Source organism: Staphylococcus sp. GDB20D11A, assembly GCF_016893255.1.
GTDB classification, from domain to species: Bacteria; Bacillota; Bacilli; order Staphylococcales; family Staphylococcaceae; genus Staphylococcus; species Staphylococcus aureus.
The window spans coordinates 204564-231429 of the sequence record NZ_JAFEPJ010000003.1; the positions used below are offsets into that span (position 1 = coordinate 204564).

At 33.5% G+C, this 26866-nt stretch carries 26 protein-coding genes and 2 pseudogenes; 4 read left to right on the plus strand and 24 right to left on the minus strand.

Features of this window, described 5'->3' with window-relative positions:
* Window positions 1-59: 59 nt before the first annotated feature.
* Entirely contained in the window at window positions 60-1337 is a 1278-nt protein-coding gene (locus tag JV528_RS03240) for a cation:dicarboxylate symporter family transporter (RefSeq protein ID WP_001173165.1), read from the minus strand.
* A gap of 181 nt (window positions 1338-1518) precedes the next feature.
* Entirely contained in the window at window positions 1519-1884 is a 366-nt protein-coding gene (locus JV528_RS03245; protein ID WP_000727537.1) for a DUF3139 domain-containing protein, read from the minus strand.
* 397 nt (window positions 1885-2281) lie between these two features.
* On the opposite strand from JV528_RS03245, the gene JV528_RS03250 reads away from it, so the two are divergent.
* Together JV528_RS03250 and JV528_RS03255 are read left to right on the plus strand one after the other, a co-directional pair.
* Window positions 2282-2728: a MarR family winged helix-turn-helix transcriptional regulator gene (locus tag JV528_RS03250; RefSeq protein ID WP_000289215.1), complete on the plus strand. Its 447-nt coding sequence runs from the start codon at window positions 2282-2284 to the stop codon at window positions 2726-2728.
* A 215-nt stretch (window positions 2729-2943) separates the two neighbouring features.
* On the plus strand, window positions 2944-3372 hold the full coding sequence (locus JV528_RS03255; protein ID WP_014532690.1) for an Hsp20/alpha crystallin family protein: 429 nt from the start codon (window positions 2944-2946) through the stop codon (window positions 3370-3372).
* Window positions 3373-3478: 106 nt separating this feature from the next.
* Here JV528_RS03255 and JV528_RS03260 read toward each other — a convergent pair whose 3' ends face one another.
* Complete coding sequence (locus tag JV528_RS03260; RefSeq protein ID WP_204177286.1) at window positions 3479-4648, minus strand: nitrate/nitrite transporter; 1170 nt, start codon at window positions 4646-4648, stop codon at window positions 3479-3481.
* Window positions 4649-5018: 370 nt separating this feature from the next.
* On the opposite strand from JV528_RS03260, the gene JV528_RS03265 reads away from it, so the two are divergent.
* Window positions 5019-5933, plus strand: coding sequence for a DUF2268 domain-containing putative Zn-dependent protease (locus tag JV528_RS03265; protein ID WP_000276764.1), 915 nt, complete (start codon window positions 5019-5021; stop codon window positions 5931-5933).
* On the plus strand, window positions 5912-6652 hold the full coding sequence (locus JV528_RS03270; protein ID WP_204177288.1) for a MerR family transcriptional regulator: 741 nt from the start codon (window positions 5912-5914) through the stop codon (window positions 6650-6652). The genes JV528_RS03265 and JV528_RS03270 overlap by 22 nt, the downstream gene beginning before the upstream one ends.
* Before the next feature lie 256 nt (window positions 6653-6908).
* Here the strand turns inward: JV528_RS03270 and nreC are convergent, their stop codons facing one another.
* The 21 genes and pseudogenes from nreC to JV528_RS03370 form a co-directional block, all read right to left on the minus strand.
* A complete protein-coding gene (nreC, locus tag JV528_RS03275) occupies window positions 6909-7562 on the minus strand; it encodes a nitrate respiration regulation response regulator NreC (RefSeq protein WP_000706314.1) in 654 nt (217 codons plus the stop codon).
* A 22-nt stretch (window positions 7563-7584) separates the two neighbouring features.
* Window positions 7585-8619, minus strand: coding sequence for a nitrate respiration regulation sensor histidine kinase NreB (gene nreB, locus JV528_RS03280; protein ID WP_000606546.1), 1035 nt, complete (start codon window positions 8617-8619; stop codon window positions 7585-7587).
* Window positions 8620-8642: 23 nt separating this feature from the next.
* Complete coding sequence (gene nreA / locus JV528_RS03285) at window positions 8643-9095, minus strand: nitrate respiration regulation accessory nitrate sensor NreA (protein ID WP_000186933.1); 453 nt, start codon at window positions 9093-9095, stop codon at window positions 8643-8645.
* A gap of 19 nt (window positions 9096-9114) precedes the next feature.
* A complete protein-coding gene (gene narI, locus JV528_RS03290) occupies window positions 9115-9792 on the minus strand; it encodes a respiratory nitrate reductase subunit gamma (RefSeq protein WP_000934156.1) in 678 nt (225 codons plus the stop codon).
* Window positions 9785-10360 (minus strand): nitrate reductase molybdenum cofactor assembly chaperone, encoded by a 576-nt coding sequence (gene narJ / locus JV528_RS03295; RefSeq protein ID WP_000606768.1) that lies wholly within the window; start codon window positions 10358-10360, stop codon window positions 9785-9787. The genes narI and narJ overlap by 8 nt, the downstream gene beginning before the upstream one ends.
* The gene (gene narH, locus JV528_RS03300; RefSeq protein ID WP_000692645.1) at window positions 10353-11912 is read right to left on the minus strand and encodes a nitrate reductase subunit beta; all 1560 of its coding nucleotides are present in this window, start codon (window positions 11910-11912) and stop codon (window positions 10353-10355) included. Before narH ends, narJ begins: the two co-directional genes overlap by 8 nt.
* Entirely contained in the window at window positions 11902-15591 is a 3690-nt protein-coding gene (locus JV528_RS03305) for a nitrate reductase subunit alpha (RefSeq protein WP_000514393.1), read from the minus strand. The genes narH and JV528_RS03305 overlap by 11 nt, the downstream gene beginning before the upstream one ends.
* 308 nt (window positions 15592-15899) lie before the next feature.
* Window positions 15900-16877 (minus strand): uroporphyrinogen-III C-methyltransferase, encoded by a 978-nt coding sequence (cobA, locus tag JV528_RS03310; RefSeq protein WP_000109708.1) that lies wholly within the window; start codon window positions 16875-16877, stop codon window positions 15900-15902.
* Window positions 16868-17182, minus strand: a complete 315-nt coding sequence (nirD, locus tag JV528_RS03315) for a nitrite reductase small subunit NirD (protein WP_000448222.1) — start codon at window positions 17180-17182, stop codon at window positions 16868-16870. Before nirD ends, cobA begins: the two co-directional genes overlap by 10 nt.
* Window positions 17183-17185: 3 nt before the next feature.
* Window positions 17186-19591, minus strand: coding sequence for a nitrite reductase large subunit NirB (gene nirB, locus JV528_RS03320; RefSeq protein WP_204177290.1), 2406 nt, complete (start codon window positions 19589-19591; stop codon window positions 17186-17188).
* Window positions 19592-19653: 62 nt separating this feature from the next.
* Window positions 19654-20386 (minus strand): annotated as a pseudogene (locus JV528_RS03325) (sirohydrochlorin chelatase).
* Window positions 20387-20614: 228 nt separating this feature from the next.
* A complete protein-coding gene (locus JV528_RS03330; protein ID WP_000185901.1) occupies window positions 20615-21151 on the minus strand; it encodes a GNAT family N-acetyltransferase in 537 nt (178 codons plus the stop codon).
* A gap of 519 nt (window positions 21152-21670) precedes the next feature.
* Window positions 21671-22495, minus strand: a complete 825-nt coding sequence (locus tag JV528_RS03335) for a formate/nitrite transporter family protein (protein WP_000594631.1) — start codon at window positions 22493-22495, stop codon at window positions 21671-21673.
* A gap of 202 nt (window positions 22496-22697) precedes the next feature.
* Entirely contained in the window at window positions 22698-22880 is a 183-nt protein-coding gene (locus JV528_RS03340) for a hypothetical protein (RefSeq protein WP_000079140.1), read from the minus strand.
* Window positions 22881-22966: 86 nt separating this feature from the next.
* A complete protein-coding gene (locus JV528_RS03345; protein ID WP_000153340.1) occupies window positions 22967-23434 on the minus strand; it encodes an SRPBCC family protein in 468 nt (155 codons plus the stop codon).
* Between the two features lie 185 nt (window positions 23435-23619).
* The gene (gene adcA / locus JV528_RS03350; RefSeq protein ID WP_000727763.1) at window positions 23620-25170 is read right to left on the minus strand and encodes a zinc ABC transporter substrate-binding lipoprotein AdcA; all 1551 of its coding nucleotides are present in this window, start codon (window positions 25168-25170) and stop codon (window positions 23620-23622) included.
* A gap of 178 nt (window positions 25171-25348) precedes the next feature.
* Window positions 25349-25447 carry a hypothetical protein gene (locus JV528_RS14625; RefSeq protein WP_224089274.1) on the minus strand — a complete coding sequence of 33 codons (99 nt, stop codon included), beginning with the start codon at window positions 25445-25447 and terminating at the stop codon, window positions 25349-25351.
* Between the two features lie 16 nt (window positions 25448-25463).
* Window positions 25464-25730, minus strand: a complete 267-nt coding sequence (locus JV528_RS03355) for a Txe/YoeB family addiction module toxin (protein ID WP_000375483.1) — start codon at window positions 25728-25730, stop codon at window positions 25464-25466.
* The gene (locus JV528_RS03360) at window positions 25730-25981 is read right to left on the minus strand and encodes a type II toxin-antitoxin system Phd/YefM family antitoxin (protein WP_000584499.1); all 252 of its coding nucleotides are present in this window, start codon (window positions 25979-25981) and stop codon (window positions 25730-25732) included. Before JV528_RS03360 ends, JV528_RS03355 begins: the two co-directional genes overlap by 1 nt.
* A 163-nt stretch (window positions 25982-26144) precedes the next feature.
* Window positions 26145-26233: pseudogene (locus JV528_RS03365) on the minus strand (hypothetical protein); the annotation flags it as partial.
* A gap of 18 nt (window positions 26234-26251) precedes the next feature.
* Window positions 26252-26851, minus strand: coding sequence for a DsbA family protein (locus tag JV528_RS03370; protein ID WP_000162810.1), 600 nt, complete (start codon window positions 26849-26851; stop codon window positions 26252-26254).
* Window positions 26852-26866: the final 15 nt, after the last annotated feature.

Here is a 26866-nt window from a genome sequence, read left to right on the forward strand (position 1 = left end):
GCATAAAAGCCCCTAACAACCAGAGGTTGTAAGGGGCTTTAAATGTCAGATAGTATTTTTTAAATTGATTTTAAATATTCTTGACCTTTTGCTTTGTCATATACGTTTTCCCATTTAGCTATAACGATTGTTGATAATGCGTTACCAATAACGTTTACACATGTACGTACCATATCTAAGATACGGTCAACACCAATAATTAATGCTAAACCTTGTGCCGGTAAGCCCATGGCACCTAATGTTGTTAATAAAACAACGATTGAAGTTCCTGGTACTGCCGCCATACCTTTAGACGTAATCATTAATGTTAACATCAACACAATTTGCTCTGATAATGTTAAGTGCATTCCATACATCTGTGCAACGAATAATGCTGCAATAGATTGATAAAGTGCTGATCCGTCTAAGTTAAACGTATAACCAATTGGTATAACAAAAGAAGTAATTTCTTTTGGAGAACCGAAGTTTTCCATTTTCTTCATCATTACAGGAAGTACAGCTTCCGAACTTGATGTAGAAAATGCTAAAAGTAATTCACTTTTCAAGATTCTAATAATATTCATGATATTAATACCACACATCCATGCAACTAGTCCTAATATAGCGAATACAAAGAACACCATTGCAAAGACAACAACTAATACTAATTTTAATAGTGGTAATAATGCGGATGCACCGAATGTAATAATTGTAGTACAAATGAATGCAAACACTCCAAGTGGTGCTAATTTTAAAATTTTATTAATCATCCAGAACACAGCTTCAAGCGATCCGCTTAAAAATTCTTTAACTGGTTCTGCTTTTTTACCTACTGCAGCTAATCCTAATCCAAAGAATACTGCGAAGAAGATAATAGGTAATAATTCACCCTTATTTAAAGCTTCAAAAAAGTTTGTCGGAATAATATGTACAATGGTATCAATAAAATGATTTCCATATGTAGATTGTTCTGCTGCATGTGCAGTTGATTGATATTTAGAAATATCACCTTTAGGTAATTTTGTTGGGTCTAATCCAGCACCTGGTTTAAATAGGTTACCGAAGATAATCCCTAAACCTATTGCGATTGTTGTAATAATTTCAAAGTATAAAATTGTTTTCCAGCCATAACGCCCTACAGTTTTCGATTCCCCAACGTTCGAAATAGAAAGCGCTAGTGAGCAAAATACAACTGGTATAACGATCATTTTAATTAAATTTAAAAATACGTCACCAAATGGTTTAATGTAATTTGCTACGTTTTCTTGTCCATATAATAAAAGTCCTACGACAACACCTAACACTAATGCAATAACAACTTGCATAGGTAGGCTAATTTTTCTCTTGAATAGAGCCATAGTACAAACTCCCCTTCATCTGACATCACTCAATTATATCAGAAAATTGATAATTATCTATAAAAAATTAAAATATTTATCTTTTATAGATGTCAAAAATCACTAATTTCCATACAAAAACTGTTTACCTCAAATAATTAAAATTGAAGGTACTAAACTGTTTCACCAGTTATACGTCACACTATTTTGATGGTTTATAATTTTGATTAAAATATTTATGCTTTGCAGTTTTCAAACTTTTCTTAGTCTCTGTATCAAAGCCTTCAACAAATAATCCTTTATTAGTACTGATTGGTTGCACAACATAAGTTACACCAGGTTCATCTTTAAACGTAACTTCCTTATAGAAGAGACCTTTTTTAGCACTATACTCTGTTTTTTCTGATTTAATTTTATCTTTTAGATTTTTCTCTTCCAAATAACTGTCAATTAGTTGAATATTCTTATGGCCTTGATATGTTTTCAGACCAAAGAAAAATGCTACAGCAACAATTAATGAAATAAATAATATAATGATAACTTTAATCGCGTTTTTTTTCTTCTTCATTATGTAACTCCTTTTTGCTTATCTGTTCAGTATGAACGAATCAATTTATTTAATAAAGAGTTTTTACCAGATTGTAACAAATTTTTTTATTCTCAATATTATTATAGAAATCGAATTACATACACGATGCTTTTAAAAAATTTAATAACAAATTTCATTTTACTATCTATCAAAATAATTGACTACTTTTAACAATTAAGGATGATACAATTACATTTTTTTCAATTTAAAAAATCAGTCATATCAGTCATTACCGATGAAAATACTAAGATATCGATATGTTTTGCATTATTTAACATTTAAATTCAATTATAGACAATTCAATAATTGCGATGAAATCAGTACTTGACAACTATTACACTTCATAATATTGTTTATTTTAACAAGGAGTGATTGGATGTATGTAGAAAACAGCTATCTTAGCAAACAGTTGTGTTTTTTATTTTATGTTTCTTCAAAAGAAATAATTAAAAAATACACAAACTATCTTAAGGAATATGATTTAACCTATACTGGTTACATTGTTTTAATGGCGATTGAAAATGATGAAAAACTTAACATCAAAAAATTAGGTGAACGTGTATTCTTAGATTCTGGAACACTGACACCATTACTAAAGAAATTAGAAAAGAAAGATTACGTTGTTCGAACACGTGAAGAGAAAGATGAAAGAAACCTACAAATTTCTCTAACAGAACAAGGTAAAGCAATAAAAAGCCCTCTTGCTGAAATTTCTGTTAAGGTCTTTAATGAATTCAACATTTCAGAACGAGAAGCATCAGATATAATTAATAATTTGCGGAATTTTGTTTCTAAAAATTTTGACTATTCCGACAGAAAGTAACTCCCTATCATAAGGTGATGGGCAGAAGTATGCATCGCTATGTTTATTCATTATCTTTATTGCTTGTATAAATCTCGATGCTCAGTTCTTTTGCCCTGATTCCTTATCAGGCACAATTCTACCCATTTATAACTTTTTTACCTCCCCTTTTACTTTATCTTTTTTAATACTACTCATATAATGGCTTTGTAATACAAATTTATATAATGGAAGTGATGATATTGAACTTCAATCAATTCGAGAATCAAAACTTTTTTAACGGTAATCCAAGTGATACATTTAAAGATTTAGGTAAACAAGTATTTAATTACTTTTCAACACCTTCATTTGTAACGAATATATATGAAACAGACGAATTATATTACTTAGAAGCTGAACTAGCAGGTGTAAATAAAGAAGATATTAGTATCGATTTCAATAATAATACGCTCACTATTCAAGCTACTAGAAGCGCAAAACACAAATCTGAACAACTCATTTTAGATGAGCGTAACTTCGAATCATTAATGCGTCAATTTGATTTTGAAGCTGTTGATAAGCAACATATTACTGCTAGTTTTGAAAATGGGTTATTAACTATTACCTTGCCTAAAATCAAACCAAGCAATGAAACTACTTCATCTACATCTATTCCAATTTCATAGTTAAATTTAAAATGAATACACTACTAAAGCCTTAATGTCATGCTACGAATATTGCGCATGATATTAAGGCTTTGTATTTAACTAAATGAATGTCATGTATTACATATCAACCGTTTTTCAATGAGCCATATTCTTTTTGGTATAAATGACGCATGGTAAATAATGCAATACATCCAAATACCGCTAAGAAAATAAATGCTAAATGACTTGATCCTGTTAAATTAGCTACGTATGTGATTACTAGTGGTGGGAAAAATCCTCCTAAACCACCCATCATTGATACGATACCATTTGCGGATCCCGCTTCATTTGAGAAGTATGATGGTACTAATTTGAAGATTAAGCCGTTACCAATACCTGCACAAATACTTATTGTTAAACAACCTACAGTGAATAATGCGATATGGTCTGAAATACCTAAAATAATGGCACCGATAATCATAACAACAAAATCAATCATCAATACTTTAACTGCATTAAATTTATCACCTAAAATGCCACCTATTGGTCTTAAGAATGTTGCCAGCGCAATGAATACACCTGATCGAATACCAGCATCTACTTTGTCAATTCCAAAATGATTTACTAAGTAGTTAGGTAAGAAAATACCAAATGCTACAAAAGCACCAAAAGTAATGAAATACCAATAACTCAAGTAATATAATTTGTAGTTTTTAGATAATGTTTTCATTTGTGCCATTAATGGCACTTTAATTTTACGTTCTTGTGTATCACCAAATATAAACATAATTAATGCAAATAAAGCGATAATAATTAAGTAACTTCTAACAGTTGTTTGCCAACCAATAATACCCGCAATTGGCGGTGCTAAAAATGAAGAAACTGCTGTACCGATATTCCCCATACCATAAATACCATTTGCTAGACCTACTTTTTCTTTAGGGAAATATTTAGGAACTGATGTAACGCCAACTGAGAAAATTGCACCACCTACACCAAGGAAAAACCCTGACGCCATTAACATACCCGGTGTTTGTGCTTGGCTTAAGAAAAATATCGGGAATAACAATACGATAAAACTAGTAAAGAATATCCACTTAGCGCCAACAATGTTTGTTAGATAACCAAATGGCACACGGAGCACCGATCCCAAAATAACTGGTATCGCTAAAATGATTGATATTTGACCTTCAGTAACATTGACATCTTGTTTAATAAAGGGCATTAATGGCGCAATTATACTCCAAGCCATAAACCCAACCACTAAACTTAATGTCTGTAATGTAAGTTGAAAGCCACCTTTTGTTTTGTACATACGTTTCACCTTCACCAAAATCATTTATTTTTTAATAGATATCAATACTCTGCCTATATATTAGAGGTCAATGTTATTTAAAAATGCTTTCATTTATATGAAAACATTCAATATAGACAAAGTATTGACTACATATATATTTTATTATGATTGTGAAAAAGTGAACATAAGGATTTTCCCTTATTTATGAAGTGATTTACCCTATACAATGTCCCTTTAAGATACTTTTAGACACTTATTCGCCATCATTTTAATCATATTATTTAGGAACACTCACATACTTTTCTTTAAATTTTTTCAATTAGTTACAGTTACTGCTTGAAAATCACGTTACGTTACCCTTTATGCTGACAACATAAGGAGGTTTATCATGTATAAAATCAATATTATTAGATCAGATTCCGTCTATAAGAATATACTCAAGGCACCATTAAACGATCGTGATTCAATTTTCACTAAAGAAATATTAGTACCTTTTAAAAAGAAATTTGAAGCACAACATATACCTATTTATAATGATGCCAAACAGACAATGAATGCAAATCATTTTTTAAATGCCTTTCAAATTCCACCCAAAGATTTACGCATGTCTGACCAAATATCAATACAATACCTGAATAATGATTTCTGGAGTAATTGCGAAAAATATTTAAAAGTTGCTATAGATCAATTTTCAAATTATAGTATCTCATCTCAAGTTTCTAATTATCATTTCACAGTATTACTTGGAGATAGCCAAAAACCACTTATGTATCTAAATAAAAATCGCGGTGGTGATGGTGGCATACCAGGTTATATTATGATTTATTTAGTGCCGAGTACAAGTACAATTAATTCTATGAAAAGCTTAATTGCACATGAAGTAAATCATAATATGCGCAATCAATATATTGATTGGGATGGAGGAAGTTTGATTGAATTGATTATTGCAGAAGGATTAGCTGAAAACTATGTAGAATCATTGTATGGTAAAGCGCATATTGGACCGTGGGTAACAAATACTAATTGGAGTCGTGATAACGTAAAAATTAAAAATACTATTTATAATCATTTACATTTAAAACATATATTTGAATCGATGCCTTATCTCTATGGTGATGAAATTAATAAACTTCAAGGTAGGCCTATCGTTGGCTTATCTCATGCTGCCGGGTATGCATGTGGCTATCACTTGGTGAAATACTTTTTACAAAAAACAAACATACCTATTGAAGTTGCCACAACACTTCCAGCACAAAAAATAATAAATGAGGTGACTGAATTTTGGCATACACATACACTTTAAAAGATATTATTGAAATTACAGGTGTAACTAAAAGAACTTTACATTATTACGATGAAATAGGATTATTAGTTCCAGATAAAAATGATAAAAATTATCGCGTTTATAAACAGCAAGACTTAGAAAAATTACAAAAGATTTTAATACTCAAGTCTTTTGATTTTGATATCGCTAAAATAAAACAATACATTTCATATGATAATGAACAATTGCGAAAGTTATTATCAGAGCAAGTAAGCAAGTTAGATAAAAAGATTTCTGACTTACAATTAATTAGACTCTCTGTATGTGAATTTATTAAAGGACACTCTCTAATTGATACCAGCATTTTAAACAAGACACTACAGTCACAATATGATAAAGAAGCATCTATAAAATATGGTCATACGAAAGCATATCAATCATTTATTAGACGTAAAGACAGCTTACAATCACAGGATATCAGACATAAATTGACAACTATCTTCAATAAATTTAATCATATGTCTTTGAGTCATTATCCAATCCAAAATTGTAGTGATCTCGTATTTGAGTGGAAGGCATTTATGAACATTATCGCTGATTTTGATGATGAAACATTATGCTGTATTGCCAAAACATATGAAGATGATACGCGTTTCAAAGATTACTTTAATTCATATGATAATCAAAATTTAGCATCATACATTTCAGAGGCTGTTAATTATTTTTTGAGCAATGTGAATAAGAGCGACAATTTTTAATCCTCATACAGATGCTACAACACTGAATACACCAACTAAAATACTTGTTCAAAGTAGAAAACTAATCATTTATTCTCTAAATCAATAACTATATTAAAAGTTATACCTTTGCAAAGCGAATTAGTATAGGTTACCGAAAGGAGAAGGATTAAGTTCCATTCGATTTATAAAAAAATATATTTCGAAACATACAAAAGCGCCAGAAGATAATCATTTCCTCTCGCGCTTTTATACTGAATTATATTAATTTCAAGCTCTAAAACTCTAATAATTTCTTTTTCAATGCATATTCAACTAGCTCAGGTTTACTCTTTAAGCCAAGCTTTGTCATAATATGCGTCTTATGTGCTTCTACTGTTTTCACAGATACAAATAATTTCTCTGCAATTTCTTTATTCCCGTAACCTTTGGCAATAAGTGGCAATATTTCTAGTTCTCGTTTTGATAAGATTTTAAAAGGATCTGATGTGTTTGCAGTGTCCTGATTTGAATTAGATACAAATTCATTCACTAAAGATGTTGTAAGTTTCATATCTACATATGTTTCACCTTTATATACAGTTCGAATAGCTAACAATAATTGTTCATCAGGTGCATTTTTCAATATGTAACCTTTCGCACCATTACGCAACACATGGAACAAATACTCCTCATCATCAAACATTGTTAGTATTAGTATTTTAGTTTCAGGAAAACTGTCAGCAATTTTACTCGTAGCGATAAGACCTGACTCACCTGGTGGCATACTTAAATCCATTAGTAACACATCAGGTTTATATTCCATTACTTTTTGGTAAGCTTCGACGCCATCTGCAGCCGTTGCAACAACTTCCATATCATTTTGATAATTTAAAATCATAGAGAACCCCGTACGGACAACAGCGTGATCATCGGCAATGACTATTTTCAATTTTATTCCCCCAATGTATGTTTCAAATTGGAATGTTCAATGTAACATTGGTACCCTCACCAATTTTCGTTTCAATATTGACGCTACCGCTGACTAACTCAGCTCGCTCATTCATTCCATATAAACCGAGTCCAGAACCTTTAGGCTTAGAACTTGGATCAAAACCATTTCCCGCATCTATCACTTCTGCTACCAAATGGCGCCCAGTTTGACGGATACCTACATTTATTTCATTTACATCAGCGTATTTCAACGCATTTAGAATAGCTTCTTGCACTACTCGATAAACAACCGTTTCAATATCACTATCAAAGCGGGTATTTTTAATATTTGATGTATATATGATTTTTATTCCATAATTTTCTTCAAACTGTTTAAAATATGATTTAAAAGCTGCTTCAAGGCCTAGATCATCCAAAGAAGCGGGTCTTAATTCAACCGACATATTACGTATATCATCAATTAATTTAGCGACAATATATTCAATATTTTCTGCGTCTTCCAAAAGCTTAGTTGTATCTTCTTGATATTTTAATAATCTCAATTGAACATCTACATTGAGCATTTCTTGAATCACACTATCATGTAACTCTCTTGAAATTCGCTTTCTTTCATTTTCTTGGGCTGAGATTGTTTTACGCATCATACGTTGTTGATGTAATTTCTCTTGCTGTTCAATTTGTGATGAAACATTTTGAAGCGTAAATGCATGAATTCCCCTGTCTTGATCAATCAACTGATATGTTGCTGTAAATGGCATCACTTTTTGATCTTTCGTCTTCATAAATACTTGGAAATTCGTAGCTTGTACTTGCATCGATTCTAAGAAACAGTCTTTACATGATTGTACATCATAGGCATTTGTATACCCTTCACATCTGTGACAAATCGCATTCGCCACAGCACTGTAATTATCTTCTTCAGATAATATATCTTTAGCAGCATCATTCATTGCAATAATTTTACCGTTATCATCAGCAAAAACTATCTTTTCGATTGAATGCTCATAATATTTTTTCAATAAAGTATCTAACTGTATACTGTCCTCATTAATCATGACTTACACCCTAATTCATCTCATTATTTATCATCATTGAAAATACCAAACTTACGTTGAATATCATCATTATCAAATATTTTTGGTAAAGGACGACCATCTCTTTGACCAAATAATAGTACGCCATACACTTGATTCTTATACCAAAGCGGCACTGCTAAAACTGCTGTTAATGATTCGCTCAATAAAATTGGATAGTCAATCTTTTCTTCAGGCCCTAAAGCTAAACCAACATTGGCTATTACCATACGCTTTCCTGTTTTCATTACAGTTCCAGCTAATCCACGACCTTTTCTTAGAATAATCAATTTAAATCGATTATTTTTATTACCTGAAACATAGTGCCATTTTATTGGAGATGATGGTTTGTTAGATTCATAGAAAGCGATTGCCGCAAAATCATAACCCTCTTCTTTGCGTATTTTATCTAATGTCTCTTGAAATCTACGATCTTCAATTATTGCTTCTGGTGTCAAATCCTTTCACCTCTTATGCTTACACTTTATTCTTACGGTAAATAATATATCTGCGATTTATATATGTCAAAGGTACACTCCAAACATGCACCAAACGTGTAAATGGCCAACAAGCCATAATAGTGAAACCTAACAATATATGCATTTTAAATGCAATCGGTACACCACTCATCAATGACGCATCTGGTTTTAACATAAATAATTGTCTAAACCAAATTGATAATGAAGTTCTGTAGTTAAAATCTGGATGTTGTATATTTGTTACTAATGTTGCATAACATCCCATAAATACGATAAGTAATAATAAGAAATTTACAAATATATCCGACGCTGAACTTAATCTTCGAATACTTTTCGTAGTAACACGTCTCGCTGTTAATAAAAACATCCCTACCAAAGTAATTATACCAAAGATGCTCCCAATATAAACAGCGCCTATATGATATAAATGCTCAGACACACCCACTGCATCCATCCATGATTTCGGTATTAACAATCCAACTACGTGTCCAAAAAACACTGGAATAATACCTAAGTGAAATAATAAACTTCCCCACATCAACCTTTTTCTTTCTATTAGTTCACTAGATTTAGCTGTCCAAGAAAATTTATCATAACGATAACGTGCAATATGACCTGCGACAAAGACAACTAAACATAAATACGGAAATATAACCCATAAAAACTGATTAAGCATGATGTTTCACTCCTTTTGGTGATGTCAAACATAATTTCAATGTTTTTCTAAGTGCTTGAATCACATAGGCATATGGATTGTTATCTTCACCAAGTGCATTCGCCATCACATATGTTCCATCCTCAATAATCATAATGATTAATTGAATATTCTCTTCAGCTCTTGGATCATTTCGCCATTCTGCCACTTGCAAAAATTGAAGCATCAACGGTAGATAATCAGAAAGTTCATTATCTACCATTTCTAGTCCAAACATTTCATATAATACCTTTAATTTAGCTAACATTTGCCCACGTTCTTTTTGCGTATCAAATTTGTTATACGTCATATATAATGGTGCTTTTTTCGTAAAATCAAATGTATCTGTATAAATCGCTTTGATTTCTGATAATGAAAATGTCATCATTACATTTCTAAATGCTACTAAATCTTCATATGCTGGATGATCTTTCGAAATTGTTTCTTCAAAAGTTTTTGGATGAAAAGTTAATTTTTCTGGAAAACATAACTGTTGTGCCATATATCCAAAACTTTCTTGATATTTTTTAAAATTATCGAAATTAATCACGGAAAATCCCTCCATAGAAATTCTCATTATAAATTTCTTGACCAGTTTTCCCTGAACCTACTGCAACGCCACAGCCTTCACAGTTATCTCCAAAATGCTCGCCACCGTAATTGTATCCTGTACTACCTTGTGCGTGATACGTATCTAAATAGGTTTCTTTGTGTGATGTTGGAATAACAAATCGATCTTCATATTTGGCTAGTCCTAATAAACGATACATGTCTTTAGTTTGGCGCTCCGTTATACCTAATCGCTCTAATCGAGACGTGTCAAATGGCTGTTGAGTAACTTGAGATCTCATATAACTTCTCATCATTGCCATACGTTGTAGGGCTCCTTTTACTGGTTCTGTATCTCCTGCAGTGAAAATATTAGCTAAGTATTCAATTGGTAAACGCATTTCTTCAATGGCTGGGAAAATCGCATCTGGATTTTGAGTTGTATTTTTACCTTCAAAATAGCTCATAATTGGGCTAAGTGGTGGGCAATACCAAACCATCGGCATCGTTCTAAATTCAGGATGTAACGGAAATGCAAGTTTATATTCAATTGCTAACTTATAAATTGGAGAGTTTTGTGCAGCTTCAATCCAATCGTAACCAATACCATCTTTTTCAGCTTGAGCAATGACTTCTTCGTCAAATGGATTTAAGAATATATCTAATTGTTTTTCGTATAAATCTTTCTCGTCTACTGCTGAAGCTGCTTCATGAACTCGATCTGCATCATATAATAAAACACCTAAGTAACGCATACGTCCTGTACAAGTTTCAGAGCATACCGTAGGCATACCTGCCTCGATTCTCGGGAAACAGAATGTACACTTTTCAGCTTTGTTCGTTTTCCAATTGAAGTAAACTTTCTTATATGGACAACCTGTCATACAGTAACGCCATCCACGACATGCGTCTTGGTCAACTAATACAATGCCATCTTCATCACGTTTATACATAGCACCTGAAGGACACGATGCAACGCAACTTGGATTCAAGCAATGTTCACATAAACGTGGTAAATACATCATAAAAGTTTCGTCAAATTGGAATTTAATATCTTCTTCTATTTTTTGGATGTTAGGATCTTTTGGACCTGTAACATGACCACCTGCTAAGTCATCTTCCCAGTTAGGTCCCCATTCAATTTCAATGTTATCCCCTGTAATTTCTGAATACGCTCTAGCAACTGGCGAATGCTTCCCTGATTTCGCAGTTGTTAAATGTTCATAATTATAGTTCCATGGCTCATAATAATCTTTAATTAATGGCATATCTGGGTTATAAAAAATTTTACCTAAAGCAATTTTTGAAATTCTACTTCCAGATTTTAATTCAAGTTTCCCTTTACGATTTAGTACCCAACCACCTTTGTAGTGTTCTTGGTCTTCCCAACGTTTCGGATACCCTACACCTGGCTTCGTTTCTACGTTGTTGAACCACATGTACTCAGCACCTGGACGATTTGTCCAAGTGTTTTTACATGTCACACTACACGTATGGCATCCTATGCATTTATCTAAATTTAATACCATCGCAACTTGCGCTTTAATCTTCAAGCCAATTAACCTCCTTCATCTTTCTAACTGCTACATATAAATCCCTTTGGTTCCCAATTGGTCCATAATAATTAAAGTGATAACTAATTTGTGCGTATCCTCCGACTAGTTGTGTTGGTTTCAAATGGATTCTAGTCGGCGCGTTGTGTGAACCACCACGTGTATCTGTAATTTCTGACCCAGGCGTTTGAATATGTTTATCTTGTGCATGATACATAAACATTGTACCTTTAGGCATACGATGCGAAATAACTGCTCTTGCCGTTACAACACCATTACGGTTATACACTTCTAGCCAATCATTATCTTGGATATCGTGTTTTTCAGCATCTTCATTTGATATCCAAACCGTTGGACCACCTCTAAATAGTGTCAACATATGCTTATTATCTTGATACATTGAGTGTATATTCCATTTACCATGTGGCGTTAAGTATCTGAGTACTAACGCATCTGTACCACCTTTAATTTTCTTATCTCTATTCCCAAATACCATTGGCGGCAATGTCGGTTTATATACTGGTAAGCTCTCCCCAAATTGTTGGAAAACTTCGTGATCCACATAATAACTTTGACGTCCTGTTAATGTTCTAAAAGGTACTAGACGTTCTATATTCGTTGTAAATGGTGAATATCGTCGACCTTCTTTATTTGAACCTGGAAATACTGCTGTCGGTATTACTTCTCGTGGTTGTGAAGTTATATTTAAAAACGAAATTTTCTCAGCAGCGCGTTCGCTAGAAATATCTTTTAACGGCATTCCAGTTTGTTCTTCGAGATCTTCATAAGATTTTTGTGATAATTTACCATTCGTAGCAGATGAAATACTTAGTATTGCATCAGCTACATTACGTGCTGTATCAATACGTGGACGATTCGCTCTCACAGAATCATCATTTGTATCACTCCACGTACCTAACATACTTTTTAATTCTTCATATTGTTCACTGACACCGAAACTTACACCATGTGCTCCAACTTTCCCTTTTTCAAGTACAGGACCAAGCGTGACATATTTGTCGTAAATTTTAGTGTAGTCGCGTTCTACAATTGCAAAGTTAGGCATTGTACGTCCAGGTACCGCTTCAATTTCACCCTTCGACCAATCTTTCACTACGCCGTATGGTGTTGAAATTTCTTGCTTAGTATCATGACTAAGTGGCGTTGTCACAACATCTTTAAACGTTCCAGGTAAATAGTCTTTTGCCATTTCTGAAAATGCTTTTGCCAACGTTTTATAAATATCCCAGTCTGAACGCGATTCCCATAATGGATCAATAGCTGGATTAAACGGATGTACATATGGATGCATATCTGTAGATGACAAATCATGCTTCTCATACCAAGTCGCTGCTGGCAATACAATGTCAGAATATAAAGGTGTTGCTGTCATTCTGAAATCTAAAGAAACGACTAAATCTAATTTCCCTGTTGTTTCCTCACGCCACGTAATTTCTTCTGGCTTTTCATCTTCATTTGGTGTAGCTAATAACCCTGATTTTGTGCCAAGTAAATGCTTCATAAAGTATTCTTGACCTTTTGCAGAACTTGAGATTAGATTTGAGCGCCATATAAACAGTGATTTCGGATGATTCTTTTTCAAATCCGGATCTTCTATCGCAAATTGCGTTTGTTTTGACTTAACTTCATCTATCGCGCGTTTTAAAATTGCCTCATTCGACTCAATGCCTTCATCTTTAGCTTCTTCTGCAAACAACAAACTATTTTTATTAAATTGTGGATATGATGGTAACCAACCAAGTCTAGCTGCTAAAACATTATAATCAGCTGGATGTTGATGCTTTAACTCCTCTGTTTTAGCTAATGGAGATTTTAAACGATCTACATTTGACTCTTCATATTTCCATTGGTCTGTCGCAAAATAGAACCAACTTGTTCCGTTTTGCAAACGTGGTGGTCCTTGCCAGTCTTTCGCAAATGCGACAGTACTCCATCCTTCAATCGGGCGACATTTTTCTTGTCCCACATAGTGAGCCCAACCGCCACCATTCACACCTTGACAGCCACATAACATAACTAAGTTTAAGATTGAACGATAAATCGTATCTGAGTTAAACCAATGGTTAATACCCGCACCCATGATAATCATTGAACGCCCTTCAGTATCGATAGCGTTTTGCGCAAATTCTTTAGCTACTTGAATGACAACACTTTGTTTTACGCCTGAAATGGCTTCTTGCCAAGCAGGTGTATATTTTGATTCTGCATCGTCGTATCCTTTTGATTCTAATTTATGATCAAAACGACGCACGCCATATTGACTTGCCATTAAGTCAAAAATTGTAGCAATACGGACTTTGTCACCATTTGCTAAAGTGACTTGTCGAGTTGGAATTGGACGATTGAATATCCCATCTCCATCACTATCAAAGTATGGGAATTGAATTGTTTCTAATTCGTATCCACCTTCTGTCATTGATAATGTAGGGTTAATTTTAGAACCATCTTCTGTTTCTAGTTTTAAGTTCCACTTCTTACCTTCTTCCCAACGTTGACCCATTGTGCCATTAGGTACTACTAAACTATCGCTAATTGCATCATGAATAACTGGCTTCCATTCGCCTTGCTCTGTTGTTTGACCTAAGTCACTCGCTCTTAAAAATCGACCCGCTTTATATCCATTTTCATCTTCATCCAGCATGATAAGAAACGGCATATCTGTATATTGTTTGGCGTAATTTATAAAGCGTTCATTAGGTTGATTAACATAATGTTCTTGTAAAATAACATGCGTCATTGCTTGTGCAATTGCAGCATCTGAACCAGGATTCGGTGCTAGCCAGTTATCTGCAAATTTCACATTTTCTGCGTAATCTGGTGCTACTGAAATAACTTTTGTACCTTTATAGCGGACTTCCGTCATAAAATGTGCATCCGGAGTACGTGTTAAAGGTACATTAGAGCCCCACATAATAATGTATGAGGCGTTATACCAGTCACTTGATTCAGGCACATCTGTTTGTTCTCCCCAAATTTGTGGAGAGGCAGGTGGTAAATCTGCATACCAGTCATAAAAACTAAGCATTTCACCACCAAGCAAATTGATGAATCGAGCACCTGCTGCATAACTAATCATTGACATCGCTGGAATAGGTGTAAATCCTGCGATTCGATCTGGACCATATTTTTTTATTGTATACAGTAATTGTGCTGCGATTATCTCTGTAACGTCTTTCCAATTTGAACGCACGTGCCCTCCCATACCTCGGGCTTGCTTATATTGTTTGGCTTTGTCTTCATTTTCAACAATAGACGCCCATGCAGCAACGCGATTACCATTGTTTTCTTCTAATGCTTCAGTCCATAAATCCCAGAGTTTTCCACGAATATATGGATATTTGATTCGAAGTGGACTGTATTCATACCAAGAGAATGACGCACCTCGTGGACATCCTCTCGGTTCATATTCAGGCATATCCGGACCACAACTTGGATAGTCAGTTTGTTGATTTTCCCACGTAATAACACCATTTTTCACAAATACTTTCCAAGAACATGAGCCTGTACAGTTAACACCATGTGTTGTTCTTACTTCTTTATCGTGGCTCCAACGTTCTCTGTACATTTTTTCCCATTCTCTACTTTTACTTTCTAGGATCGACCAATTCCCATTAAATTTTTCTGTTGGTTTAAAGAAATTCAATCCAAATTTTCCCATATTTATATCCTCCTACGTATAAAAATACGATGTGTAGATGTCGTGTTTTTAAATACTTTAAAATGCCCAAGACTATTGCTTTAATTAGATTGTACATTTTTTCACAAACATAAAATATTAGGGAATCACCTAATTACTTAAGGAATTTCCCTATCAATAACGGGATTTCATTGAAATAATACACAATCATGTATGGTCATGCTTATTGCCAATCTAAATCGTTCAAATTTGGCACAACGACAAATAAGGCTTCAACACGAATATATTCTCTCGGTTGAAACCTTACTTATTCATTTATTTTTTATAAATTAGTGACACAACACTGTATTAGCATCTGCACGATCGGTTGAAATATATGTTACATTTTCTTGCTGCTTAATAAATGCATCATAGTAATCATATTGCGACGAATGATATGTGCCATTCGATGTATCATTTGGGTTTAGCAAACAGCCATAACCTTCGTCATATAAATGTTCACAGAGCATAAGGGCGTCATGTTTAGAACCACTTACTACATAAAATTGCTTCGCAGGATCATATGATTTAGGAGTGTTTTCAGTATAACCAACAACTTCCCCAATAATACATATCCCTGGTTTTGCCTCAATTGAATAGTGTTGCAATTTTAAAATAATATTACTTAAACGCCCCTTAACAACAAACTCGTTAAAACACGATGCTTGAAAGACAATCGCTATCGGGTAATCAATATCTGTGTATTGTTGTATCTGTGTGATAATTTTCCCTAAACGTTTTACCCCCATATAAATTGCTAACGTGCCACCATTCACTAAGGAATTAACATCCACTTCATTTTCTTCTGAATCTTTAAAGTGACCTGTAGAAAATGTCACACTTTTAGCAACTGTACGCATTGTCAAACCTGTCTGCATAGTTGCAACTGCTGCGCTCGCTGATGTCACCCCTGGTACAATTTCAAACGCAATATGATGTTCATTTAGTGTGTCTACTTCTTCTTGCACACGACCAAATATCGCTGGATCGCCACCTTTAAGTCTAACAACCTTGTTATAACGACGCGCTGCTTCCACGATACAGTCATTTATTTTTTCTTGCTGAATATGTTTTGCATACGGCTTTTTACCAACATCGATAATTTCAGTAGTCAAATTCGCATATTGTAAAATCAACGGATTCACTAATCGATCATATAGAATGACATCCGCTTCACGTATTAAACGCTCAGCCTTTTTAGTCAAATAATTCGGATTACCTGGGCCCGCACCTATCAAGTAAACCTTGCCATATTCATCTACAGACATATATATACGTTCCCGTCTGTAACTTCTACCTCATAAACATCTACACAACCTTCATCAGGTTCTTGAACAATACCTGTATTTAAATCAATTTTTTGATCGTGGAGCGGGCAAAATACATATTCTCCACTCACTGTCCCTTCAGACAATGGTCCTTGTTTGTGTGGACAGATATTGTGAATCGCATGAATTTTGCCACTTTCTGTTAAAAACAATCCTACCTCTTTGCCTTTGACAATAACCTTTTTTCCAATTAGGGGTGTTAATTCATCTATAGTTGTCACTTTAATTTTTTCTTTTGTTTCCATGTATTACACCTTCTCCACTTCAAAAATTTTACGTGCTTGCGCATTGCTAGTTATTGCTTCCCAAGGTTCAGCTTCGACTGCTTTTTTAGCATCCATAATGCGTTCAAATAGTTCATTTTGTCTTTCTGGGTTAAGTAAGACTTCTTTTACATTTTCAAATCCAAGTCTTCTTAACCATGGCGCTGTTCTTTCAGCATATATACCTGTTTCGCGATAATATTGCATCAAAGCACCACATAATTTGATTACTTCATCTTCTGTTTCTACAGTTGTTAAAAATTCAGCTTTTTCAACTTCTGTACCACCATTACCACCGATATAGATTTGGAATCCATTTTCAACTGAGATAATACCAAAATCTTTAACACCTGATTCAACACAACTTCTTGGGCAGCCTGATACACCCATTTTGAATTTATGAGGTGTATCGATGTATTCAAATATTTTTTCTAAACGAATGCCAAGTCGTGTCGTGTATTGCGTACCAAATCGACAAAACTCTTTACCAACACAGCTTTTAACTGAGCGTGTTTTCTTACCATAAGCTGATGCTGAACGCATACCTAGGTCTTCCCATATATTTGGTAATTCTTCTTTTTTAACTCCATACAAACCAACACGTTGTGAACCTGTCACTTTAACTAATGGTACATGGTATTTCTTAGCCACTTCTCCTAGACGAATCAGTTGGTCTGCATCTGTAACACCTCCACGCATTTGAGGTATAACAGAAAATGTACCATCATTTTGAATATTCGCATGGTAACGTTCGTTAGCAAATCTTGATTCTCTTTCATCTTCATGATCATGTGGATAAACCATGTTTAAATAATAGTTGATTGCTGGTCGACATTTTGGACATCCACCTTTATTTTTAAAGTTTAAAACATGTCGAACTTCTTTAGATGTTTTTAAACCTTTCGCTCTTATTTGCGTTACAATTTGATCGCGTGTCAAATCAGTACAACCACATATACCAGCAGGTTTTGCGGCAACAAAGTCATCTCCTAAGGTGTGCTGCAATATTTGAGCAATTTGCGGTTTACATTTACCACATGAATTCCCCGCTTTTGTTTTAGCCGTTACTTCTTCAACTGTTGTAAAGCCATTTTCCGTAATAGCATTTACTATAGTACCTTTATCAACACCATTACAACCACAAATTGTTTCATCATCAGCCATATCAGCAATTGATAGCGATGCCTCTTCTCCACCTTTAGTAAGCAATGATACCAGTGTGTAGTCTTCAGTAGATTCACCTTTTTTCATCATGTTATAAAAGCGTGAACCATCATCGATATCACCATATAGTACTGCACCAACTACATTACCGTCTTTTAAAAAGATTTTTTTATAGTTATTATCAACGCTATTAAATATTTCAATACCTTTAATTTCTGCATTTTCTACAATTTGACCAGCACTATACAAGTCACAACCAGAAACTTTTAATGACGTAAATGTTGTTGATCCCTTGTATCCGTTCGTTTCTTTATTTGTTAAATGATCAGCTAATACTTTACCTTGTTCATATAGTGGTGCAACGAGTCCATAAACTTTGCCGTTATGTTCTGCACATTCACCAACTGCATATACATTGCTATCACTTGTTTGCATCACATCATTGACAACAATACCACGATTAACATCTAGACCTGATTCTTTGGCTACTTCTGTGTATGGTCGAATACCTACTGCCATAACAACTAAGTCTGCCGGAATCTCGCGTCCATCAGCCAATTTAACACCTTCAACATCATCTTCTCCTAAGATTTCAGTTGTGTTGGCTTGCATTTCAAACTTCATACCTTGCTTTTCTAGATCTGCTTTAAGCATATTTCCAGCTTTACGGTCTAGCTGCATTTCCATCAACCATTCAGCTAAATGTAACACCGTTACTTCCATACCTTGATCTAATAAACCACGTGCACACTCTAAACCTAGTAAGCCTCCACCAATTACAATTGCTTTCTTTTTAGTCTTAGCAATGTTCATCATTTGTTCAGTATCATCAATCGTTCTCCAACCAATTACACTCGGTAATGTCGAACCTGGAACTGGAATGACGAATGCTTTAGAACCTGTCGCAAAAATCAATTTATCGTATGATACTTCAATACCATTTGCAGTAGTAACTGATTGATTTGCTCTATCTACTTCAATTACAGAATCATTTGTAATTAACTCGATACCATGTTCCTCATACCACTCATATGGATTCATAATTGTTTCTTCAACTGTCATTTTATTTTGTAAAATATTTGAAAGCATGATGCGGTTATAGTTTGGATAAGGTTCTTTACCAATTACCGTAATATCATATAAATCGTTGGCGCGCTCTAATATTTCTTCGATTGTTCGAATGCCCGCCATACCGTTACCAATCATTACTAGTTTTTGCTTTGCCATAAAATATGCCCCTTTACTTCATAATATTTATTTCAAAAAGGTTTTAATTTTCGTTTGTGCTTTTATATTTTCATTGGAGTCATTAAGACTTTCTAATCTATCATTAATAATTTGTTTTAATATCGGGTCGAAGTTAATTGAAGGTGTGATGTGTATATCTGGATTAATAACCATGTTATTCATTTGCTGCTTCACTTTGTTAACAAGTCTTCCGTCATATAAAAATAAAGGTACGACAATCAATTTTTGATACCGTTTCGAGATGATTTCTAAATCATGTGTAAAACTAATCTCTCCATATAGCGTTCTCGCATATGTCGGCTTGCTAATTTGCAAATTTTGAGCGCATATTTGTAACTCTTCGTGTGCCTTAGTAAACTTTCCATTAATATTGCCATGTGCAACAATCATAACTCCAACTTGTTGTTCGTCACCTGCTAATGCGTCACAAATACGTTGTTCAATTAATCGTCTCATTAAAGGATGTGTGCCAAGTGGCTCGCTTACTTCTACCTTTATGTCTGGATACCGTCGTTTCATTTCATGAACGATATCCGGTATATCCTTGAGATAATGCATTGCACTAAAGATTAGCAATGGTACAATTTTAAAATGGTCAACCCCACTTTGAACCAACGTCGTCATTACCGTCTCTAAATCCTGATGCTCACTTTCTAAAAACGCAATATCATAGTGATGTATATCATCTTTTACTAATTCAGAAATAAATGCTAATAACGCTTGATTCTGTCGTCCGTGCCTCATGCCATGTGCAACAATGATATTCCCATTCACATTTACCAACCCTTTCACACGTATTGTATACCAAATCATTTCGTTTTTGTGAAAAGAATCACATTATAATGTAAAATCAGGGAATTCCCTGATGCCTGTAGTCATGCATATTCCTTATACATTTTTCCTTTTTGTTAAATCAAAAAAACGACCGATATATGAATCCCTACTCAACATTCATTTGAGCAAGCATCAATATATCGGTCGCTTGTAGTGTATATTATTATCTTAAAATGGTGGTTGGCCTAATATTGTTTCGTCAAAGCGCTCAGGTATCAATACTTTGCGCATGATCACACCTAAATCGCCATCATCATTTTCATGTTCGCTGTATATTTCATAACCTCTTTTTTCATAAATTTTAAGTAACCACGGATGTAATCTTGCAGATGTACCTAAAGTAACTGCCGCTGACTTCAACGTATCTCGCAAAAATGCTTCTTCAACATAAGTAAGTAATTGGCTACCATAGCCTTTCCCTTCATACTCAGGATTTGTCGCAAACCACCAGACAAAAGGATAGCCCGAAATGCTTTTCACACTTCCCCAAGGATATCTAACCGTAATCGTAGATATAATTTCATCATCAATTGTCATGACAAATGTAGTATTTTTATCTATATTTTCTTTAACAGCATCTAAATTAGCATTAACCGAAGGCCAGTCAATTCCAAGTTCTCTTAAAGGTGTGAATGCCTTATACATTAACTGTTGTAACGTTTCTGCATCGTTTTCATTCGCCAGTCTAATCGTAGTGTTTGTCATTTCAATCCCCATCACTTTCTTTTTATTTGGAATGCATCATAGTTCATTCAAACTAAAAATCCCCTTATAGCGTACCAACATTTAGCACATGTGTCAGATAACATGCCTCATCTAAATAAGATAGGCATGCGATAATCGGTTATTTCATTATTGACTGCATCAGTAAAAAAGTCTAGGACATGAATTAATGATATGTACGCTTCAAACCTTTCATTTTTCAATGTCTACTTTGAAGCGTGCAGTTCATAATGTCCTAGACTCTACAATGTTATATTGGCAGTAGCTGACTGCGGGCCCAACACTGAAGCTGACGGCAGGCCAGCTTACAATAATGTGAAAGTTGGCGGGCCCCAACATAGAGAATTTCAAAAAGAAATTCTACAGACAATGCAAGTTGGCGGGGCCCCAACACAGAAGCTGACGGAAAGCCAGCTTACAATAATGTGAAAGTTGGGGAACGGGCCCAAAAAGGATGATTCTAAATTCATTGTTGTCACAACATCTTCAATTATGACTCCATTACTGTTGCTCTAAACGATTGCGTTTACCATTTAAAAATGCATAAACAAGTCCTACAAAAATACCGCCACCTACAAAGTTACCAAGGAATGCAAAAACGATATTTTTTAATACATGTAACCAAGATACAGCATCAAGGTTGAAGAACACCATACCTGCATATAATCCAGCATTGAATACAACGTGCTCATATCCCATGTATACAAAGACTATAACACCACAAGCAATGAAGAATGCTTTTGTCAATCCGCCTTTGAATTGCATAGAAATAAAAATACCGATATTAATAAAGAAGTTACAGAAAATACCTTTTGTAAAAATATTCAACCAAGTCGAATCGACTGTCTTTTTCTGAACTAAGGCAGTTAAGGCTTGTGTCATTTCTGGTGTCATAACATGTGCATATTTCATTAAGAAGAATAATACAAAACCACCTAAAATATTTCCAAGGAAACAATATAATAAAATCCACATCATCTTATTAATAGAAACAACTTTATAATACCAGCCAACTGTAAAATACATAAAATTACTTGTTAATAATTCAGAATTCGTTAGTACAACTAAGACCAATCCTAAGCTGAAAGCAATTGCTCCCATTAAATTAATGAGACCATCAACATGTGTAATTGCGAATTGTGTTTTAATACCAAACATAAAAACAGTAACAATGGACAATAAGAAACCTGCCATCATAGATTTTAGCATGTATCGTCCTGGTGTTTGCTGTACCATCACTTGTTTCATTTGAACAGATGATGATATTGAGTCTACGATTGCTTTAGTTGAATACGTATCTTCAACTGTTTTATTATTTTTTATCACAGCACTTCCCCCATTTACTATTATCAAATAAATTTTACCTATTAATTATATTAGTATTTAGATGTAATTAATAGATTAAAATTCAGAAAATTCTTTTTACCAATTCAAAACTAATATTTACTCATAAAAATAGCGAGATAGATATCGCGACATAAAACAATTGGTATCATTTTAATTGCGCTCATCTCGCTTTATGTAAGTATTACTTATTCTTTTTTAAATTTGAAAAGTAATGTAAACCATATGCAAATATACCGTAGCCTACGACTGTACGCAAAATAAATCTAACAACTTTATTTGGTACACATTTCGAAGTAACAGTAATTGAAGATAAAAGCGTAGTAAAAATATATAATATTAATACTTTAATGTAACGTTGTGCCATCGAATCATCCTTCATTCAATTAATAATATTACGTTATTATTATAAACTGAATGGCATATAAAATTTTTTACATATTTTCAACAACTTTATTTCAATAAAGCATCAAGTTGATCTAATGTTTGATTCATCCCTTGCTCAACACCCATGTTTATGACTTGTTGAGCGGCTTCTTTTGTTGGAAATACCGATGTTGATGTCACTGTCGTTTTCGTTGTATTGAACTCGGAAAATGACAAAGTAATCTTCATGCTTGGCATTTTTGTATCTTTTGCACCTTGAGGTGTCGCAAATGAGTCAATATATTCAATTAAATATGGACGCTTAACCGTTTTATATTCTGCTAATGTATAGCTGGTCATTGTAGGTGTTTTAATCGCGTAAAATGCATCACCGCCTGAAACAGCATTAAAGCGAAACACTTTGGTACTAGCGTCTTTTGGATGAAACCATTTTTCAAATAATGCTTTTGTCGTATAGGCATCAAACACCTTTTCAATCGGTGCTTCTATCGTTCTTGAAAAAATAATTTTATTATCTTCAACTTTAATCGTCATCTTCCCACTCCCTATCTTTTATATTTACTCATCTTAACATGCATTGAGTGACATATGTTACCAAATCATTTGTTATAAACTATAGTAATATTAATCATTCCCTCTGTTGAAATTGATAACTACGAAATAAAAAACACACTCTATTCAGCTATTAACAGTTGAGTAGAGTGTGCAAACCTGTTGAATTAATGCGCTAACATTTCTTCTTTGATTTGGTCTTTATTTAATTTTGAAGGATAATATGTTGGCCAGTTATCCATTTCTTTTAATAACGCGTCATTATCATTACCCATAAAGATATGGAAGTGTTCTGCCTTTTTAGGTGCAATGTTGTGATCGCTAAATTGGATGAATTTCGGTAAGTCTTTATCATTACCATCGACCAATTTAAACATAAATCTCACGCCACGGTTACCTTTAGGATATTTCAATGTCTTCTTACCATTGTATTCATATTTACCAGTGTGTTTCTTACCATCTTTAGTAAATGTAATTTCATTTCCTTTTATATCAATGTTAGTAATATCAGTTTTATATCCTTTGTCATAATAAGCTTTTAAATCTTTAGCAGATTTTTTCGGATCATTTTCAGCTTTATGTTCCATCACTTCATCAAGCGTACCGTCTTTTAAGTAAGGGTAAACAGATTGCCATTCACCAGCATAATCGCTTAATTCACGGTCTTTAACTTGCTCATCTTTAAAATACCCATCAGAAATTGCTTTGTCGTGTTTACTTTCAGCTTTGTCGTCTTTCACTTTAACACCACTGTCTAAAGCTTTACCGATATTTTCAATATTCGATTTCATTAATGATTGATACGTAATATTATCTTTTTTCTGTTGTTCTTTATTTAAAGACTCCATGTTGTAGAATTTTAAAGGCTTCGCATCTGTTTCTTTACGAATTGTTTCAGTCACTTTATTCGCAACATTATCTTCGTAAAGAATATATTTAGCATTGCTATCTCTAATTTCTTTAACAATTTTAGTTAATTCTTTTTGTGATGGATCTTCAGCATTCATGTTTTGAATACCTTTTTGAACAAAACCATAACGATCAGCTAAGTATCCAATTGATTCATGTGAAATGAATACTGCATTACCTTGCTTATCTTTTGTAACTTGCTTCATATCGTTATCAATTTTCTTAAGATCGTCGTTTAATTTTTTGTAGTTTTTCTCATAGTCATCTTTATGTTTTGGATCTTTTTTCACTAATTCATCTTTAATTTCTTTAGCGAAAGTTTGGTTAATTTTAGGATCTAACCATACGTGTGGATCATATCCACCATGATGATGATGATGTTCTTCTTTCTCATGATCATGTCCCTCATGTTCATGCTCTTCACCATGTTCGTGTTGATCAGTTAAAAGCTTTGCTTTATCTAATTTATCTTCTAAAGACAGTTTTTTATCTTTATCTTTGATAGTAGATGCAACTTTCTTAGCAACCGGATCTAAATTATCCCCTGTATACATAAACAAGTCTGACTTGCTTGCGCTTAATATATCTTTTTGTGTTGGTTCATAGCTATGTAAATCTGTCCCTGCTGGATAGATTGATGATACCTTCACGTGTTTTCCACCAATTTGCTCTGCAAATGATTGCAATGGATAAACTGTCGTTTTAATTGTTACCTTGCCATCTTTATCTTTTCCATCATCATTCCCACATGCGGCTAATGATAAAGTTACGGCTGGTACAAGAAGTAACATACCTAATTTCTTTTTCATAGTCACCCTCCTAAATAGTAATCTTTACGTTTTAAAATTATATACTCATGCTACTTAAAATACAAGCACTGTTTTTATAAATAATATAAAGTCGAATCATACTTTAGGTATTTACCACTTTTCGTTTTATCTAATACATGACTATTGTACAAATATGATACAGAAAACTTTATAGTATTTACGAACGTCGTAATATAAGAAAAAAGACAATCTCTATCATATTGCTAATAGAAATTGCCTTTTCATATTGTCCTAAAATAACTTGCCCTATTTTTATAGTGTGACTTTTAGATTTAATAATGGTATTTACATGATGCTATTTTTATATGATTGTCATCTACTTTATAAACCAATCTATGTTCGTGATTGATACGTCTACTATAATACCCAGTCAGATTCGATTTTAACTTTTCAGGCTTACCTATACCTTTCAATGCGCCATTTCTGTCAATACTTTTAAGTAACTCATTAATCTTCTTCACCATTTTTTTATCGTTCTGCTGAAAATACTTATAATCTGCAAAGGCTTGAGGCGAAAACGTAATATTTAACCTATCCATTATACATCTATATCTTTCGTTATAGTTTTCCCACGTTCTAGATCTGCAATTGATTGAGCTAAGTGTTCAGCATTATTTGGATTCTGTTGGAGGTAAAGTGTTTCCATCATGGAGTTATAATCTGATTCTGACATGATTACTACGTTTTTATCATCAGTAGATGTTACAGTTACCATATCACTATCATCATTTACTTTTGTCATAAGTGCCTTTAAATTCTGTCGAGCGTATGAATAATTTTTAATAATCATATTTATCGCCTCCTTTTAACACACCCCAATTGTACAAATATTTGTACAATAAAACAAGAGACACAGAAAAAACTACTAATCAAGATTTTGCACGGAGAAGAATTAATACCTATCCTGTACTGATTACCTACTAAACAATGTTTACATGATAATTTCCACCTATTTAGACTTCATACATTAAAAAGACAATCTCTATCATATTACTAATAGAAATTGCCTTTCATATTGTCCTAATAAATTGGTATCACTTACTTATCTCAACAATTAAGACTATTTGATTTTATCTTTTAATAATTTTTCATAACTTTCATAATCATATGGATCTTCAACTTTCTCGCCATTAATAAATGCAGTTGGTGTCGTTTTTATATGATTATCTTTAGCTATTTTTTTATCTTTCTCTGCAGCTTTCCAAGACTTGCTATCTTTTGTCTTGTAATCTTTTATAATTTTATTTTCCGTCTCTTTATCTAAATGCAGTTGTTTAATATGCTTATCTAATAGTTCTTTTGTTAACCATTCTTTATTTTCATCTTGCTGGGCAGCAAATAATTGCTTTTGAAAATCTAAAAATGATTTAGGTGCATACATCAATACTGCATGACTCGCACGCGAACCAACAATTGAGTCTTTACCTAAGAAAGCTAAATTGACAAATTGGTATTCCACTTTGTGATTATCTATATAATTTTTACGCAACTTTGGCATGACTTTTTCATCTAATTCTTTACAATAAGGACATTTATAGTCGCCATATATGACAACTAATGGTTTGCCGTTTTTCGAAGATGTCGTTGCTGATTCTTTTTTACCGCAAGCTGTTAAAATTAACATGCTCACTATAAATAATGTTAGTAATTTTTTAGTCATAATAACTCCTGTTCA

Bases quoted from the DNA above. Each gene is read 5' to 3' on its own strand.
- JV528_RS03240 (WP_001173165.1), bottom strand. From the start codon at position 1,337: ATGGCTCTATTCAAGAGAAAAATTAGCCTACCTATGCAAGTTGTTATT.
- JV528_RS03245 (WP_000727537.1), bottom strand. From the start codon at position 1,884: ATGAAGAAGAAAAAAAACGCGATTAAAGTTATCATTATATTATTTATT.
- JV528_RS03250 (WP_000289215.1), top strand. From the start codon at position 2,282: ATGTATGTAGAAAACAGCTATCTTAGCAAACAGTTGTGTTTTTTATTT.
- JV528_RS03255 (WP_014532690.1), top strand. From the start codon at position 2,944: ATGATATTGAACTTCAATCAATTCGAGAATCAAAACTTTTTTAACGGT.
- JV528_RS03260 (WP_204177286.1), bottom strand. From the start codon at position 4,648: ATGTACAAAACAAAAGGTGGCTTTCAACTTACATTACAGACATTAAGT.
- JV528_RS03265 (WP_000276764.1), top strand. From the start codon at position 5,019: ATGTATAAAATCAATATTATTAGATCAGATTCCGTCTATAAGAATATA.
- nreB (WP_000606546.1), bottom strand. From the start codon at position 8,619: ATGATTAATGAGGACAGTATACAGTTAGATACTTTATTGAAAAAATAT.
- narI (WP_000934156.1), bottom strand. From the start codon at position 9,792: ATGCTTAATCAGTTTTTATGGGTTATATTTCCGTATTTATGTTTAGTT.
- JV528_RS03305 (WP_000514393.1), bottom strand. From the start codon at position 15,591: ATGGGAAAATTTGGATTGAATTTCTTTAAACCAACAGAAAAATTTAAT.
- cobA (WP_000109708.1), bottom strand. From the start codon at position 16,877: ATGTCTGTAGATGAATATGGCAAGGTTTACTTGATAGGTGCGGGCCCA.
- nirD (WP_000448222.1), bottom strand. From the start codon at position 17,182: ATGGAAACAAAAGAAAAAATTAAAGTGACAACTATAGATGAATTAACA.
- nirB (WP_204177290.1), bottom strand. From the start codon at position 19,591: ATGGCAAAGCAAAAACTAGTAATGATTGGTAACGGTATGGCGGGCATT.
- JV528_RS03330 (WP_000185901.1), bottom strand. From the start codon at position 21,151: ATGACAAACACTACGATTAGACTGGCGAATGAAAACGATGCAGAAACG.
- JV528_RS03340 (WP_000079140.1), bottom strand. From the start codon at position 22,880: ATGGCACAACGTTACATTAAAGTATTAATATTATATATTTTTACTACG.
- JV528_RS03345 (WP_000153340.1), bottom strand. From the start codon at position 23,434: ATGACGATTAAAGTTGAAGATAATAAAATTATTTTTTCAAGAACGATA.
- adcA (WP_000727763.1), bottom strand. From the start codon at position 25,170: ATGAAAAAGAAATTAGGTATGTTACTTCTTGTACCAGCCGTAACTTTA.
- JV528_RS03355 (WP_000375483.1), bottom strand. From the start codon at position 25,730: ATGGATAGGTTAAATATTACGTTTTCGCCTCAAGCCTTTGCAGATTAT.
- JV528_RS03360 (WP_000584499.1), bottom strand. From the start codon at position 25,981: ATGATTATTAAAAATTATTCATACGCTCGACAGAATTTAAAGGCACTT.
- JV528_RS03370 (WP_000162810.1), bottom strand. From the start codon at position 26,851: ATGACTAAAAAATTACTAACATTATTTATAGTGAGCATGTTAATTTTA.